The sequence below is a fragment of the Aeromonas sp. s13 genome (assembly GCF_040907905.1).
GTDB lineage: Bacteria > Pseudomonadota > Gammaproteobacteria > Enterobacterales > Aeromonadaceae > Aeromonas > Aeromonas veronii.
Map to the genome: position 1 here is coordinate 18,534 of NZ_JBFOCS010000065.1, position 14,564 is coordinate 33,097.

Below are 14,564 nucleotides of genomic sequence, written 5' to 3' on the forward strand. Positions count from 1 at the left end.
CTCTGACGGGCATGATTGGCAAGATGCGTATCGCCCGCAGGGGTCTGTACCACTATAATTGCGTATCGGTTTTTCGAATTAAGGTGACGGTTACCTATGAAGTTTGTTGATGAAGTCCAGATTCGAGTCGATGCCGGTGACGGTGGTAACGGTTGTGTAAGCTTTCGCCGTGAAAAATATATTCCCAACGGTGGTCCGGACGGCGGTGACGGCGGTGACGGTGGCGACGTATATCTGATCGCCGACGAGAACCTCAATACCCTGATCGACTACCGTTTCGAGCGTTTCCATGCTGCCGAGCGCGGTGAGAATGGCCAGAGCGCCAACTGTACCGGTCGCCGCGGCAAGGACAAGATCCTGCGTGTGCCGGTCGGTACTCGAGCGACCGATGAAGATACCGGTGAACTGCTGGGGGATCTGACCCACCACGAACAGAAGCTGCTGGTTGCCAAAGGTGGTTTCCACGGTCTGGGCAACACCCGCTTCAAGAGCTCCGTCAACCGTGCTCCCCGCCAGAAGAGTAACGGTACTCCGGGTGAAGTGCGTACCCTGAAGCTGGAGCTGCTGCTGCTGGCCGATGTCGGCATGCTGGGTCTGCCCAACGCAGGCAAGTCTACCTTTATTCGCGCCGTGTCTGCGGCTCGCCCGAAAGTGGCTGATTACCCCTTCACTACCCTGGTACCGAACCTGGGTGTGGTGCGTGGTGAGAACTCCCGCTCCTTCGTGATCGCCGATATCCCGGGTCTGATCGAAGGCGCTGCCGAGGGTGCTGGTCTGGGTATCCGCTTCCTGAAACACCTCGAGCGTTGCCGCGTGCTGATCCACCTGGTGGATATCTGCCCGGTTGATGGCTCCGATCCTGCTGAAAATGCCGTGACCATCGTCAAGGAGCTGGAGAAGTACAGCCCGGAACTGGCTGGCAAGCCGCGCTGGTTGGTGTTTAACAAGATGGATCTGATCCTGGAAGAGGAAGCCCAGGAGGTGATGGATCGCGTCAAGGCGGCCCTGAACCACGAAGGTCCGGTCTATGCCATCACTGCCATCAGCAAGGAAGGCACCAAGAAGGTCTGCTACGATATTCTGGATCTGCTGGATACCATGCCCCGTCAGCTGGCGGAAGATGCCAAAGACGCCATCGAGAAGGTGGAGTTCAAGTGGGACGACTACCACAAGAACCAGTTGGCCAAGGCTGAAGCGGAAGCACTGGCTGCCTCTCTTGCCTTCGATGAAGGACTTGATGATGACGATTGGGATGACGACGAAGATGATGGCGTTGAAGTCATCTACGTCCGTGACTGATCCCCGTCACTCTCATTGAAAACCGGAGCCTGAACAGGCTCCGGTTTTTTTATATCTATCGAGCAGCAACTCATTAGGTATATTTGTGATGTCACTTATTGCCTGCCACTGATAACCGATTATACTGCCCACCAAAATTAACAATAACGAAACAATCATCTGGCGATGTCGATTGAATCGATATGCGCCGCTGTATCTTATTGTTTTAATGGAAGGTTTACCTGTGAAAATATTTATGCGCAGATTTCTGCCTTAAGGGCTTGTTTGTGCATTTTTTTAGAGTATTCTTGCGCCCGTTTTGCCGATTAATGCATGAATACGCAGGTTGGCCGGGCTAGGGAAAAGTAACATTAGGGCAGTCATATCATGTTGGAAAAGAGTCTCGAAGCACCTGCGGTCAATACTCGCCGTAACTTGTTGATGTTTCTGGTTCCGTCACTTATCGGGATCCTGCTGTTCATGACGCCGGTCGTCTATGACGGTAACGTCACCATCCCGGTGGCCGTGTTGGCCAAGCTGGTACAGCGCGTTTTTGCCGATTATCTGGTCGCCATGGTCAGTGCGGTGATCACCACCACCATGCTGATGACGGTGATTGCCTGGCTGTTCAAACCAGCGATTCTGGTGCGTCGTCCTTTCCTCAACAGTTTGTTCAATGTCTCCCCTTTCTGGGCCTGCGTGCGGGTATTGGGCGGTATCTTCGTGCTGCTGACCTTCTTCCAGGTGGGGCCAGAGGTGCTTTACTCTGGCGCAACCGGTGGACTGGTGCTCAACGATCTGCTGCCGGTGCTGTTTTCAGTCTTCATCTTTGCCGGCCTGCTGCTGCCGTTGCTGCTCGATTTTGGGTTGCTGGAATTTGTCGGCACCATGATGACCCGCATCATGCGTCCTGTCTTCCGGTTGCCGGGTCGTTCGGCTGTGGACTGCTTTGCCTCCTGGCTTGGTGATGGCAGCGTCGGCATCCTGCTGACCAGCAAGCAGTACGAAGGGAAGTTCTATACCCAGCGTGAAGCCGCGGTGATTGGCACCACTTTCTCTGCGGTCTCCATCACCTTCTGTCTGGTGGTGATCTCCCAAGTGAAGCTGGAGCACATGTTCGTCCCCTTCTACCTGACCGTCTGTCTGGCGGGGGTGGTTGCCGCCATCGTGGTGCCGCGTCTGCCACCGCTCTGCTGGAAGAAGGACATCTATGCCGATGGCACCCCCCTGTGCCGCAAGCAGGAAGCAGTGCCGCACCAGCACAGCGTGATGAGCTATGGTTTCGAGCGTGCGCTGACCAAGGCTGACAGCATGACTGATCTCGGCGCCGTCGCGCGCGAAGGGGTGAAGAATGCACTGGATATGGTGTTTGGCGTGCTGCCGGTGGTGATGGCGATCGGTACCTGTGCCCTGATGCTGGCCGAACATACCCCTATCTTCAACTGGCTTGGCGCCCCGTTCGTCCCCTTGCTGGAGCTGCTGCAACTACCGGAGGCGGAAGCGGCGTCCAAGACCATCATGGTCGGTTTTGCCGACATGTTTATTCCGGCGGTGCTGGCCTCGACCATCGAGAGCGACATGACCCGCTTCGTGATTGCCGCCATGTCGGTAACCCAGCTGATCTATATGTCCGAAGTGGGCGCCCTGCTGCTGGGCAGCAAGATCCCGGTCAAGCTGTGGGAGTTGTTCGTTATCTTCCTGCTGCGCACTCTGGTCACCTTGCCGGTCATCGCCGGGGTGGCACACCTGCTGTTCTAAGGACGCAACGCTGTGAAAAACGGTCAACCTCGGTTGACCGTTTTCTTTTTCGCAGTAACGGGAGAGAGTACCCCTTCGGTTGGCTCAGCCTGTAGTGACGGGACACTGGATGGTCAGCGAGTGGATTGTGTTGGCGATGCGATAGGGCTTGGCTGCCTTGTAGACCTTCTTCTCGTCGTCATAGCTTCCCCCCAGATACTGGGTGCTGTAGAGCGTCTGCTGACGACGATCGGTCTCCTTGTAACCTTGCGGGCAGGTCTGGTTGGCCTGCTGGAAGCAGGCTTTCATGCTGCTGCACTCGATGTAGAAGCCGCGCTGGCTGGTATCGGCAAGGTGCACCGGGGTGACGGTGGGGGCGGGGGGAGACAACAGGGCGCAACCGGAGAGCGTCAGCGCGCCCAGCAGAACGAGATGTTTTGACATAGATAACCTGAACAGTGTGGTGTGACAAAGAGTGAGGGGGAGTCTGTTGCTCCCCCTTCGCTATAGGGGCACCGTTATAACCAGCCCGGGGCGCTCAGGCCAGCCCACAAATGTAAGAAAATATGATCCCCCCAGGCATGCGCGGCCAGCAGGATGAGCGTTCAAACAATACTTGCCTGAGATTTGTTCCGTTCGATTGCTGCCGCTTGGCAGGCAGAGTGTGGCAGGAGATAGTGATTCATTCAGGTATCCCGTGCTACATTGCCCCACTTGTTACTGGCCTGTAAATCAATGGAGTGACCCATGTCTGCCATCCCCTATTCCGTGCTCGATCTGGTGCCTGTTGCCGAAGGATCTGTGCCTGCCGAGTCGTTTCGCCGTTCGCGGGATCTTGCCCGCCATGCCGAGGGTTGGGGTTACCAGCGCTACTGGCTTGCCGAGCATCACAACATGCCGGGCATTGCCAGTGCCGCTACCTCGGTGCTGATCGGCCATCTGGCCGAAGCCACCACCACTCTGCGGATCGGGGCGGGTGGCATCATGCTGCCGAACCACTCGCCACTGGTGATTGCCGAGCAGTTTGGCACTTTGGCTTCTCTCTATCCCGACCGCATAGATTTGGGCCTTGGTCGCGCCCCCGGTACCGATCAGCGCACCATGCGGGCGCTACGGAGTATGCGCAGTGGCGAGGTGGATGATTTCCCAGCCGATGTGCGCGAGCTGATGAGCTATTTTGGCGACGAGATTGGCGCGGTGCAGGCGGTGCCCGGCCAGGGGCTGCATCTGCCTATTTGGCTGCTGGGTTCCAGCCTTTACAGCGCGCAACTGGCGGCGGCGATGGGTTTGCCGTTCGGGTTTGCCTCCCATTTTGCTCCCGCCATGTTGCTGCAGGCGCTGGAGATCTATCGTAGCCAGTATCGCCCCTCTGCTCTCTGGCCCAAGCCCCATGCGGTGGTCTGTATCAATATGATCGCCGCCGACAGCGAGCGCGAAGCCCGCTTTCAGTTCACTACCGTGCAGCAGCAGTTTTTGCGCCTCCATCGCGGTGATGCGGGCAAGCTGCCCGCGCCGGTCGTCCAGCTTGGCGATGAGTGGTCTCCCCGTGAGCTGATGGCGATGGAGCAGACCCTGGCCCGCTCTCTGGTGGGCAACCCTGAGCAGGTTCGTCACGGCCTCAAGGCCCTGCTGGCGGAAACCCGTGCCGATGAGCTGATGTTCAACGGTCCTATCGTCGATCATCAGGCCCGACTGCGCTCCTTTGAAATTGCCGCCGAGCTGATGCAGAGCCTGTAAGCCATGACGAACCCTACTGTCGCGGTGGATGAGGTGTATTGGAATCCCATGGTACCGGAGCTGTCGGTTACCGATCTGGCTCGATCTCTGGTTTTCTATACCGGTTTGTTGAGCTTCTCGGTCCGCTATCGGCGTGATGACCCTCCTTTTGCTTATCTTGAACAGCAACAGGTACAACTGATGCTGGAGCAGGTACATCCGGCGGGTTGGCAGGTCGGGGCGCTGGAGCCACCGTTCGGTCGGGGGATCAATCTGCAGATGGAGCTGACCGAGATCCAGCCGCTACTCGACCGCTTGCAGGCCACCGAGATTGCACTTTTCCGGCAGCCCACTGAGGTCTGGTATCCAGTGGGTGAGATGCTGGCCGGGCAGCGCGAATTTTTGCTGCAGGATCCCGATGGTTATCTGTTACGGTTTGTGCAATATCTGGGGGAACGAGCGGCTGACTGACAAGATCAAAATATTAACCATCTGATTTTAAAGGACTGTCAGATGTATGTCGGCTATCTGTCGTGTCATCTTTCGCGGCGCAAGCCCTATGCTGGCCCTGTCAATTACCACAAGGAGTTCGAGATGATCGTCAGGAAGTTGAGATTGCAACGGGGTTGGTCCCAGGATCAGTTGGCAACGTTGACTGGTTTGAGTGTCCGCACTATCCAGCGGATCGAGCAGGGGCAGCAACCCGGACTGGAATCTCTCAAGGCCCTGGCTGCCGTCTTTGAACTCGATGTGGCTCAACTGGATGGATCAAAGCAACAGGAGCGCGAGATGAGAGGAAGTGACACTATGGGTCAGGATGCGGTGCAGGTATCGGCAGAGGAACGGGCGGCAATGCGCTATGTGGAGGAGCTCAAGGGCTTCTATCACCATGTCGCCAGCTACGTGGTGGTGATCTGCGGGCTGTTTGTCATCAACTACCTGAGCAATCCGGAGTACATCTGGGCCTGGTGGCCAACCCTGGGATGGGGGCTGGGACTTGCCTCCCATGCTGTTCGGGTGTTTCAGCCCTTCAAGCTGTTTGGCCCCGAGTGGGAGCGGCGCCAGATCGAGAAGCGGCTGGGGCGCAAGTTGTAACTTCATTCGCCGGAAAACAGGGAACCTAAACAGCAAGCCCGGCAACCTGCCGGGCTTTGTTATTGGTGCGGGTTGTGGCCATCCGTGCGGCAGCAATCGCCTGATTGCTGCGCACTTTCTAGCTGGCGTGAACCGGGCAGGGGGTGGTGATCAGGGCATCATCTTCATAACGCCACAGGGTCAGGCTGTTGCCCCAGACGCAGCCGGTATCGAGCGCCTTGATATCGCTCTTGCCGGTGTTGCCCATCAGGGCCGCCCAGTGGCCGAACACTAGAATGGGGTCATCTACGTGATGCTCGCGCTGCTCGAACCAGGGACGCAGCCCCGGGGTCGACTCCTTGGGCCCCTTCTTGCATTTGAAGTCGAGTCGGCCATCGAAGTAGCAGAAGCGCATCCGGGTGAAGGTGTTGATGATGTAGCGGTAGCGGTCGATCCCGACCAGATCATCTTTCCAGCCATCGGGCTGGTCGCCGTACATGTTGTGCAGCAGCCAGCTGTACTGGTCACCGCGCAGCAGGCTCTCTACCTCGCGGGCGCAGTTGCGGGCGGTGCGGACATCCCATGCGGGGGAGATCCCGGCATGCACCATCATGATGGGCAGATCCGGATGCTCCGCCAGCAGCGGGCGGTGGCGCAGCCACTCCAGCAGTTCATCCCGATCCGGCGCATCCATCAGGCTCTGCAGCTTGTCCTTCTTCTTGAGCGGTGCAACGCCATTGGCGACCGCCAGCAGGTGCAGATCGTGGTTGCCGAGCACGGTGACGGCGCGGTTGCCCAGCCCTTTGACAAAACGCAGGGTATTGAGTGAGTCCGGACCGCGGGCGACCAGATCGCCGCAGAGCCAGAGCACGTCATTTTCGGGATCGAACGCGGCAAGATCCAGCAGACGGCGCAAGTCGTCGTAACAGCCCTGGATGTCACCGACAAAACAGTTCGCCATGAAACCTCAGTTGATAATATTGGGGATGGCCAGCGTGAAGGGGGCGATAGGCGCCTCGAACTGCTGACCAGAACCATCTTGCAGGGTATAGCTCCCTTCCATCACCCCAAGCGGGGTCGCCAGCGGCACGCCGCTCTGGTAGCGGTAGGTCTCACCTTCGGCAATGACGGGTTGTTCCCCGACCACGCCTGGGCCTGCCACTTCCAGCATCTTGCCATTGGCATCGGTGATGAGCCAGCGCCGATGCAGCAGTTGCACCGGGCCGGGCCCCAGATTCTCAATCTCGATCAGATAGTGAAACTGGTAAGGGTCTTTGGAGCCCGCCACATACACGGGGTATGGGCGGATCTCGATGTGCGGGAGTGCCACAGGATCAGGCCTGTTGCTGATCCGCCAGCCAGTTGGCGATCATGACAAACTGCTCGAGGGAGAGATTCTCCGGGCGCAGGTTGCCATCGATACCAAGCTCGGTCAGCTGGGCGTCGGTGATGAAGTTGGAGAAGCTGTTGCGGATGGTCTTGCGACGCTGGCCAAAGCCTTCGGTACAGACGCGATTCAGACAACGAATGTCTTTTGCGACTATGGTCGGATTCTTGTGCGGGATCAGGCGAACCACGGCAGAGTCCACTTTCGGCGCCGGTTTGAAGGCGCCCGGGCCCACTTCCAGCACCGGCACCACCTGGCAGTAGTACTGGGTCATCACGCTCAGACGGCCATAAGCCTTGCTGCCCGGGCCGGCGGCCAGACGCAACACCACTTCCTTTTGCAGCATGAAGTGCATGTCTTCAACCCGGTCGGCAAATTCGCACAGGTGGAAGATGAGCGGGGTGGAGATGTTGTAGGGCAGGTTGCCGAAGATGCGCAGCGGCCCCTTGCCTTCACCCATCAGGGTGCTGAAGTCGAAACGCATGGCATCGGCTTCGATGACGGTGAGCTTGTCTTTGAGAGTCGGGTGCTCGCGCAGGCGCGCAGCCAAGTCCCGGTCAAGCTCGACCACGGTCATTTTGTCCATCTGGGCGGCGACCGGCTCGGTCAGCGCGGCCAGACCCGGACCGATCTCCACCAGATTCTGACCTGGCTGCGGGTTGATGGCGGCGACGATTTGATCGATCACATACCGGTCGTGCAAGAAGTTTTGACCGAAACGCTTACGGGCCGTGTGGCCCATGTGCACCTTACTGCTCATATCTTTTTTTCTCTACCATCTTGATGGCGTGGTTAATCGCGGTGACAAGGCTGCCCGGATCGGCCAGGCCCTTGCCTGCCAGATCCAGCGCGGTGCCGTGATCCACCGAAGTGCGGATGAAGGGAAGCCCCAGGGTGATATTGACCGAACTGCCGAAGCCCTTGTATTTGAGCACGGGCAGCCCCTGGTCGTGGTACATGGCGAGTACCGCATCCGCATCCTTGAGGTATTTCTCCTGGAACAGGGTGTCGGCCGGCAACGGGCCGACCAGATCGATCCCTTCCTGACGCAGCGTGGCCAGGGCGGGTTCGATCACGTCAATCTCTTCACGTCCAAGATGGCCACCTTCCCCGGCATGGGGGTTGAGGCCGCAGACGTAAATACGGGGTTTGGCGATGCCAAACTTGGTGGCGAGATCCTCGTTGAGGATCCGGATCACCTTGCCGAGGCGATCCTCGGTGATGGCCATCGCTACATAGGCCAGCGGAATATGGGTAGTCGCCAGTGCGACCCGCAGCCCCTCGGTTGCCAGCATCATTACCACATCGGCGGTGTTGGATTGCTGTGCAAAGAACTCGGTGTGGCCGCTGAACGAGACCCCGGCCTGGTTGATGATCCCCTTGTGCACCGGCCCGGTCACCACGGCGGCAAATTCGCCGCTCATGTTGCCATCACAGGCGCGCTGCAGGGTTGCCAGCACATAGGCGCCATTGCCTTCGTTCAGCTCGCCCGGCACCACGGGGGCGCCGAGGGTGACCGGACAGACGGTCAGGGTGCCCGCCCGCTGCGGATGAGCAGGGGCGGTTGCGTCATAGGGCTCAAGCTCGATGCTGAGCCCCAGCAGGGCTGCCCGCTCGCACAGCAGCGCCGGATCGGCGATCACCACCAACTGGTGGGGCCAATCCTGCCGGGCAATCTGCAGCACCAGGTCCGGGCCGATCCCGGCCGGTTCGCCCGGGGTAACGGCAAGGCGACGGCAGCTCATCAGCTACCGGCTCCTTCGATCTGGATGTAGGCTTCGTCACGCAGTTCATCCAGCCACGCCTGGGACTCTTCCACGAAGCGACGGTTGTAGATCAGCTGGTAGGCGCGCTGCTCCTGAGCCTTGTCGGTCGCATCCTGGCTGCGGCGATCTTCCACCTGCACGATGTGCCAGCCGTGGCTGGTACGGAACGGGGCACTGATCTGGCCCGGTTGCATACGGTTGACCATGTCGCGGAACTCGGGGACATAGACGTTGGGATCAGACCAGCCCAGTTCGCCACCCTGCACCGCAGAGCCCGGATCTTCGGAGTACTTCTCCGCCATGCTGGCGAAGCTGGCCTTGCCGCTCTTGATGTCGTGCAGAATGCCATCCAGCATCCCCTTGGCTTTCTCTTCGCTCAGGATGATGGAGGGCTTGATCAGGATATGACGGGCCTTCACCTCGGTCTGCATCACTTGCTGCTGACCCTTGGTGTCGAACACCTTGACGATGTGCAGGCCGGCGCCGGAGCGCAGCGGGCCGACGATGTCGCCCTTCTTGGCACCCTGTACCGCTTCCGCCATCAGGGTCGGCATCTCTTGCGGGCTCATCCAGCCCCAGTCGCCCCCTTCCAGCGCCTTGGGACCGTTACTCTCGGCAATGGCCAGTTTGCGGAAGTCGGCACCTTGCTTGAGGGCGGTCAGAATGCGCTCGATCTTGCTCTTGGCGGCATCCAGCTGGGCGGCAGTGGGGTTGTCCGGCAGGGCAATCTGGATATGGCCGACGTGGTATTCGTTCTGCTGTTGACCCTGTTTCTTCAGGATCTCCACCACCTGCTTCACCTCCTGCTCGGAGATGTTGATACGGCGGCGCACCTGGTTGCGGCGCACCTCGTTCATCAGGATCTCGCGGCGAACCTCTTCCCGATATTGGGCATAGGTCATCCCTTCACGGGCGAGCTGGGCCCGCAGCTGATCCAGGGTCATCTTGTTGTCGGCAGCGATGCCCTGAATAGCCTGTTCCAGCTGGGTGTCGCTGATCTTCAGCCCCTGGCGCTCCGCCAGTTGCAACTGCAGGCTCTCCTGGATCAGCCGGTCCAGCGCCTGTTTGCGCAGGGTGGCATCGTCAGGCAGGGACTGGCCGCTCTCCTGGGCGGAGAGTTTTACCTTGTTGACCAGTGCGTCCTGTTGGCTGGACAGCACCACGTCCTTGTTGACCACGGCCAGCACCTTGTCCATCAGCTCGGGCGCAGCCAGTGCGGCCTGGCTCATGGCACCGAACATTCCCGCGGTCAGCAGGGCAATCAGGGTCTTTTTCATATCCATCTCTCAAGGCTGGGCCAGCATCATTGCTGGCCTTTCAGATTAAACGGGCGAACATAGGGCAACAGCTCGGTATCCAGGGTGACGCTGCGGCCACCGGTACCCACGCTGCCAAGTCCCTTCATTTCAAACTGCAGACCAATGACTTTTTCCGAAGTGGGCTTCAGGGTGACGTTGTCCGGCTGATTGTGCCACTCCAGGCTCATGTTGATGCTCCAGCAGCAGGAGTCGTATTTGACACCGATCTTGCGGTCAATGTTCACATCCTGCTTGATGTCACGGTAGTAACCGCCATACATCTGCCACTGATCGGCGATCGGCGCCATCATCACCAGACCCGCCTGGCTCAGATCTTCTGCCAGCGCCGTGTTGGTCGGATAGCGATAGTCCAGGTTGCCATCCTTGATGTAGCGGTAGTTGACCTGAGTGGTCAGCTTGCCGGCCCGGTATTCGACAGCACCGTTGCCAGCCGTAAATTCACCCTCGGAGGTATCGTACTGGGTCCCCGCATGGGCAAACCACTCATCGGTGATCCGGGCATCCCCCTCGAACGAGAGCAGGGAGCGGGCGTTGGTGCTTTCCGGATTTGAAGGGTAGAGGCGCACCTTGGGTGGCGTCATTTCAAAGGCCTGGGCCACCGCCAGACGCAACCGTTCATCACCCACATTGTCATAGACCCGGCTGGTCAGGCCAATGGTGACCCGGTTGGCATCGCTGATGCGGTCGAGACCGGCAAAGCGGCGATCACTGAACAGGCTGTAGTAATCCTGACGGGTGGTGGTGGAGTCGTAGATCCCGATCTCGTCCTGATTTTTGTAAGGGATATAGAGGTACTGGAACTCGGGTTCCAGGGTTTGGGTGCCCTTGCCATCATACCAGTCGAGCGGCCGATCGAAGTTGACGCCCCCCTTGAGGCGGAAGGAGGGCAGAGTACGGGTAATGGTGCCCTCTTTCAGGGTCAGCTGTTTGCTGTCTGCATCGGTAAAGCGGCTGCGGTCCTGGCTAACCAGATTATCGGGTACCTCCTGGTTGTAGGAGGTAAACATCAGCTTGTACTGACTGGTCAGGTAGTAACCCGGTGCATCCACCAGGGGTACGGTCAGGGTTGGCGCCAGATGCAGGCGGGTGGCGGTATAGCGCTCACCTGCTTGCAGAGTGGCGGCACTGCCACTGTCATAGCCAAACTTGGTTAGTTCACTGTTCCAGGCCAGATCGAACCACTTACCTTGCTGATAGTGGTTGTAGTCGATACGCGGCAGCATCTCGTGGGGCAGCAGCGCATATGGGCTCAGGATCTGGTAGCGGCGCACCTCGGAGGTGAGGTTCCAGTTGGGCTGGTAGTAGCCGGCGGTAAAGGATTGCTGCAACTGGCTGTCGACCTGAGTGCCCACTTGTGGGCTGAAGTCGTTGAAGTAGTTGTAATCCTTGTCGCGCACCTGGGTGTAGTCGATGCCAAAACGCAGGCTGCCATCCATCAGGGCTGAGCCGTGACGGACGTTCATCAGGTAGCGATGGCCATCGGACAGGCCAGCCAGACTCGGATTGCTCGGGCTGTACTGCTTGTCATCCGCCAGATTTTCAAAATAGAGGGTGCCAGTGTGGGCGGGGTCCGGCATGTAGCGGAACTCTACCTGCTCCATCAGGCCGCGTTTATCCATAAAACGGGAGGTGATGGTGGCATCATAGTTGGGGGCAATGTTCCAGTAGAAGGGCTGGGTGATATCCATGCCGTTGCTGGAGCTTTGCTTGTAACCCGGGTAGAGCAGACCGGTCTTCCGCTCATCCTTGATGGGGAAGTTGATATAGGGGAAGTAGAACACCGGGTAGTCATAGAGCCAGAGGCTGGCGTTCCAGGCTTCGCCGAACACCTCTTTCTGGTCGATGTCGATACTGCCCGCCTTGAGGGTCCACACTTCCTGACCGGGGGGGCAGGTGGTGTACTGAGCCCCCTCCATGGTGATGTTCTGGTTGTTGTTGGTCATCACCACGCGCTTGGCAAAGCCGCGCACAGGTGAGCCATGCACCTGATACTTGCCCTCTTCCAGTTCGGAGTTCTTGGTATCCAGGTTGGATTTGAGGGTCTTGTCGCTGGTGACGGTCACCTGACCGTCGTTGTAATAGATGTTGCCGATGGCGATGACATCCCGGCTCTTCTGGTCGAGCTGGGCATAGTCGGAGTCAAATTTGCGAACCCCTTGGCGAACCTTGACGTCCCCTTCATAGACGGCGGTGCCGCCCTGCTTGGCTTCGAGGCGGTCAGCATCCACCTCCACCGGCTGCGCATTGGCCTCCTCGGCAGAGGCTGGTTTTTCGACCTTGGGGACATAGTCGTAACAGAGGCTGTCGAGGATCCCTGTTGCTGGCGGCGTCTCAAAAGGGGCAGCCTGAACCATCATGGATGTCAGGGCCGGTGCCAGGCTGATAGTCAGGGCGATGGGATAACGGTATCCCAGTGTCCATTTTGTCATGTGAAAGACTCGTGCAATCCGTGATAGATACGGTTGATCCAAGGCATGCATTTTACGACAGGTTTCATCGAGTTGACATTGCATGTCATTGCTTTATGTTAGCCGGCAATGATAAAGCATTATTGCGGCCAGGGCTAACAGCCAAGTGCTGCTTTCCACCTTGGTCCTCTACTTATGCACGATCGCGATTCCCTGCTATTGCAGTGGGCACGCCGTATTTCCGGTGATGCCACTCTCACGCTTACCCTCATTTCCGGTGATGCCAGCTTCCGCCGCTACTCGCGTGGTGGTGGTCTTGTGTGGGTGGATGCCAATCCGAAAACCGAAAAAAATCATGAGTTTGTTCGTAACGCGGCCGCCTTGCAGGCGCGTCAGCTGTTGGCGCCAGAGGTCAAGGCGGTGGACTACGAACAGGGTCTGCTGGCGGTCAGTGACCTGGGCGATACCCAGCTGATCAGCTGCCTGAACGAGCACAACGTGCTGGCCTGGTATGGCAAGGCGATTGATTTGCTGCCCCACCTGGGGGCGGTTGAACTGGCGCTTGAACCCTTCGATGCGGCATTTATGGCGCGGGAGAACAGCATTTTCCCCGAGTGGCTGCTGGGTCATCATCTGCAACTGACCCTGAGCCATGAAGAGCAGCAACTGCTGGACGAGACCTTTGCCTGCCTCACCGCCTGCAATCTGGCCCAGCCGCAGGGAGTGATGCATAGAGATTTCCACAGTCGCAACCTGATGGTGTGTGGCGGGGATACTCCCGAGAGCAGCCGGCTGGCCATCATCGATTTTCAGGATATGGTCATCGGGCCGCTCACCTATGACCTGGTCTCCTTGCTTAAAGATTGCTACATACGCTGGCCTGACGAGGTGATCGATGAAGGTATGCGCCACGGCTTTGCCACCCTGCAACAGGCGGGTCTGCTTGGCGAGCTCGATTATGCCAGTTTCCGTCGTGATGCCGACCTGACCGGCATGCAGCGCCACCTCAAAGCGGCGGGGATCTTCACCCGGCTCTATCATCGCGACGGCAAGTCCGGCTATCTCAAGGATATTCCCCGCACCCTCGGCTACGTGGTGGATGTCTGTCGCACTCACGGTAGTGCCTATCCGGTATTGGCCCGTTTTGGTCAGTGGCTGGAGCAGGTGGTGTTGCCGGGGATCGCCAATGCTGGAGTTAAATCATGAAGGCGATGATCCTGGCCGCTGGCCGTGGCGAGCGAATGCGCCCGCTGACTGACCTGCTGCCCAAGCCGCTGCTGGCGGTGGGGGGCAAGCCGCTCATCGTTCATCACATCGAAAAACTCAAAGCCGCCGGCGTGACCGAGTTGGTCATCAACCACGCCTGGCTTGGCCACAAGCTGGTCGAGAGCCTGGGTGATGGCAGTGCGCTTGGCGTGACCATCCACTGGTCAGCCGAGGAGAGTGCGCTGGAGACCGCGGGCGGCATTGTGCAGGCGCTGCCGCTGCTGGGCTCTGAAGCCTTTTTGGTGATCAACGGCGATACCTGGCTCGATCTCGATTATCACACTCTGGTCAGCCAGCCCCTTGGCGATGATTTGGCCCACCTTTGGCTGGTGCCCAATCCGCCCCAGCACCCAAACGGGGACTTTGCCCTGCAAGAAGGGCGAGTCGTTGATACGCCAGCGTTTACCTTCAGCGGGGTCGGACTATATGATCCGGCGGCCTTTGCCGGTCTCGCGGGCGGTGCCCGCAAACTGGCGCCCCTGCTCCGTGACTGGATGGCGCAAGGGAGGGTGGGCGGCAGCCTGCTCGCTGGCGAGTGGCGCGATATCGGCACAGTCGATCGACTGCGCGAGCTGGATGACCAGCTCCAGGCCCGCACTCATTAACTTCAAGA

At 58.9% G+C, this 14,564-nt stretch carries 14 protein-coding genes; 7 read left to right on the forward strand and 7 right to left on the reverse strand.

Going from position 1 to position 14,564, the window contains the following annotated elements; all coding sequences use genetic code 11:
- Positions 1-96 precede the first annotated feature (96 nt).
- A complete protein-coding gene (gene cgtA / locus AB5Y82_RS11530; RefSeq protein WP_005339026.1) occupies positions 97-1,299 on the forward strand; it encodes an Obg family GTPase CgtA in 1,203 nt (400 codons plus the stop codon).
- A gap of 366 nt (positions 1,300-1,665) precedes the next feature.
- Positions 1,666-3,036: a YjiH family protein gene (locus AB5Y82_RS11535; protein ID WP_005339025.1), complete on the forward strand. Its 1,371-nt coding sequence runs from the start codon at positions 1,666-1,668 to the stop codon at positions 3,034-3,036.
- A gap of 84 nt (positions 3,037-3,120) precedes the next feature.
- On the opposite strand, the gene AB5Y82_RS11540 is transcribed toward AB5Y82_RS11535, so the two are convergent.
- On the reverse strand, positions 3,121-3,459 hold the full coding sequence (locus tag AB5Y82_RS11540; protein WP_100646709.1) for a hypothetical protein: 339 nt from the start codon (positions 3,457-3,459) through the stop codon (positions 3,121-3,123).
- Positions 3,460-3,762: 303 nt separating this feature from the next.
- Here AB5Y82_RS11540 and AB5Y82_RS11545 point away from each other — a divergent pair, with 303 nt between their 5' ends.
- The 3 genes from AB5Y82_RS11545 (at position 3,763) to AB5Y82_RS11555 (ending at position 5,826) form a co-directional block, all read left to right on the forward strand.
- The gene (locus AB5Y82_RS11545; protein WP_111900705.1) at positions 3,763-4,752 is read left to right on the forward strand and encodes a luciferase-like monooxygenase; all 990 of its coding nucleotides are present in this window, start codon (positions 3,763-3,765) and stop codon (positions 4,750-4,752) included.
- A gap of 3 nt (positions 4,753-4,755) precedes the next feature.
- Entirely contained in the window at positions 4,756-5,202 is a 447-nt protein-coding gene (locus tag AB5Y82_RS11550; RefSeq protein WP_368173969.1) for a bleomycin resistance protein, read from the forward strand.
- A gap of 123 nt (positions 5,203-5,325) precedes the next feature.
- Positions 5,326-5,826 (forward strand): 2TM domain-containing protein, encoded by a 501-nt coding sequence (locus AB5Y82_RS11555; RefSeq protein ID WP_076492785.1) that lies wholly within the window; start codon positions 5,326-5,328, stop codon positions 5,824-5,826.
- Between the two features lie 118 nt (positions 5,827-5,944).
- Here AB5Y82_RS11555 and AB5Y82_RS11560 read toward each other — a convergent pair whose 3' ends face one another.
- Genes AB5Y82_RS11560 through lptD form a run of 6 tightly spaced genes read right to left on the reverse strand, consistent with a single transcriptional unit; the run spans position 5,945 to position 12,706 of the window.
- On the reverse strand, positions 5,945-6,766 hold the full coding sequence (locus AB5Y82_RS11560) for a symmetrical bis(5'-nucleosyl)-tetraphosphatase (protein ID WP_111900707.1): 822 nt from the start codon (positions 6,764-6,766) through the stop codon (positions 5,945-5,947).
- A 6-nt stretch (positions 6,767-6,772) separates the two neighbouring features.
- Complete coding sequence (gene apaG, locus AB5Y82_RS11565) at positions 6,773-7,135, reverse strand: Co2+/Mg2+ efflux protein ApaG (RefSeq protein ID WP_031227971.1); 363 nt, start codon at positions 7,133-7,135, stop codon at positions 6,773-6,775.
- Between the two features lie 4 nt (positions 7,136-7,139).
- Entirely contained in the window at positions 7,140-7,952 is an 813-nt protein-coding gene (rsmA, locus tag AB5Y82_RS11570) for a 16S rRNA (adenine(1518)-N(6)/adenine(1519)-N(6))-dimethyltransferase RsmA (RefSeq protein WP_040065075.1), read from the reverse strand.
- Positions 7,942-8,937, reverse strand: a complete 996-nt coding sequence (pdxA, locus tag AB5Y82_RS11575; RefSeq protein ID WP_279460997.1) for a 4-hydroxythreonine-4-phosphate dehydrogenase PdxA — start codon at positions 8,935-8,937, stop codon at positions 7,942-7,944. The genes rsmA and pdxA overlap by 11 nt, the downstream gene beginning before the upstream one ends.
- A complete protein-coding gene (gene surA / locus AB5Y82_RS11580) occupies positions 8,937-10,235 on the reverse strand; it encodes a peptidylprolyl isomerase SurA (RefSeq protein ID WP_279460994.1) in 1,299 nt (432 codons plus the stop codon). The genes pdxA and surA overlap by 1 nt, the downstream gene beginning before the upstream one ends.
- Positions 10,236-10,261: 26 nt before the next feature.
- On the reverse strand, positions 10,262-12,706 hold the full coding sequence (gene lptD / locus AB5Y82_RS11585; protein WP_368173970.1) for an LPS assembly protein LptD: 2,445 nt from the start codon (positions 12,704-12,706) through the stop codon (positions 10,262-10,264).
- Positions 12,707-12,880: 174 nt separating this feature from the next.
- On the opposite strand from lptD, the gene AB5Y82_RS11590 reads away from it, so the two are divergent.
- Positions 12,881-13,891, forward strand: a complete 1,011-nt coding sequence (locus tag AB5Y82_RS11590; RefSeq protein WP_368173971.1) for an aminoglycoside phosphotransferase family protein — start codon at positions 12,881-12,883, stop codon at positions 13,889-13,891.
- Positions 13,888-14,556 carry an N-acetylmuramate alpha-1-phosphate uridylyltransferase MurU gene (murU, locus tag AB5Y82_RS11595; RefSeq protein WP_201938254.1) on the forward strand — a complete coding sequence of 223 codons (669 nt, stop codon included), beginning with the start codon at positions 13,888-13,890 and terminating at the stop codon, positions 14,554-14,556. Before AB5Y82_RS11590 ends, murU begins: the two co-directional genes overlap by 4 nt.
- Positions 14,557-14,564: the final 8 nt, after the last annotated feature.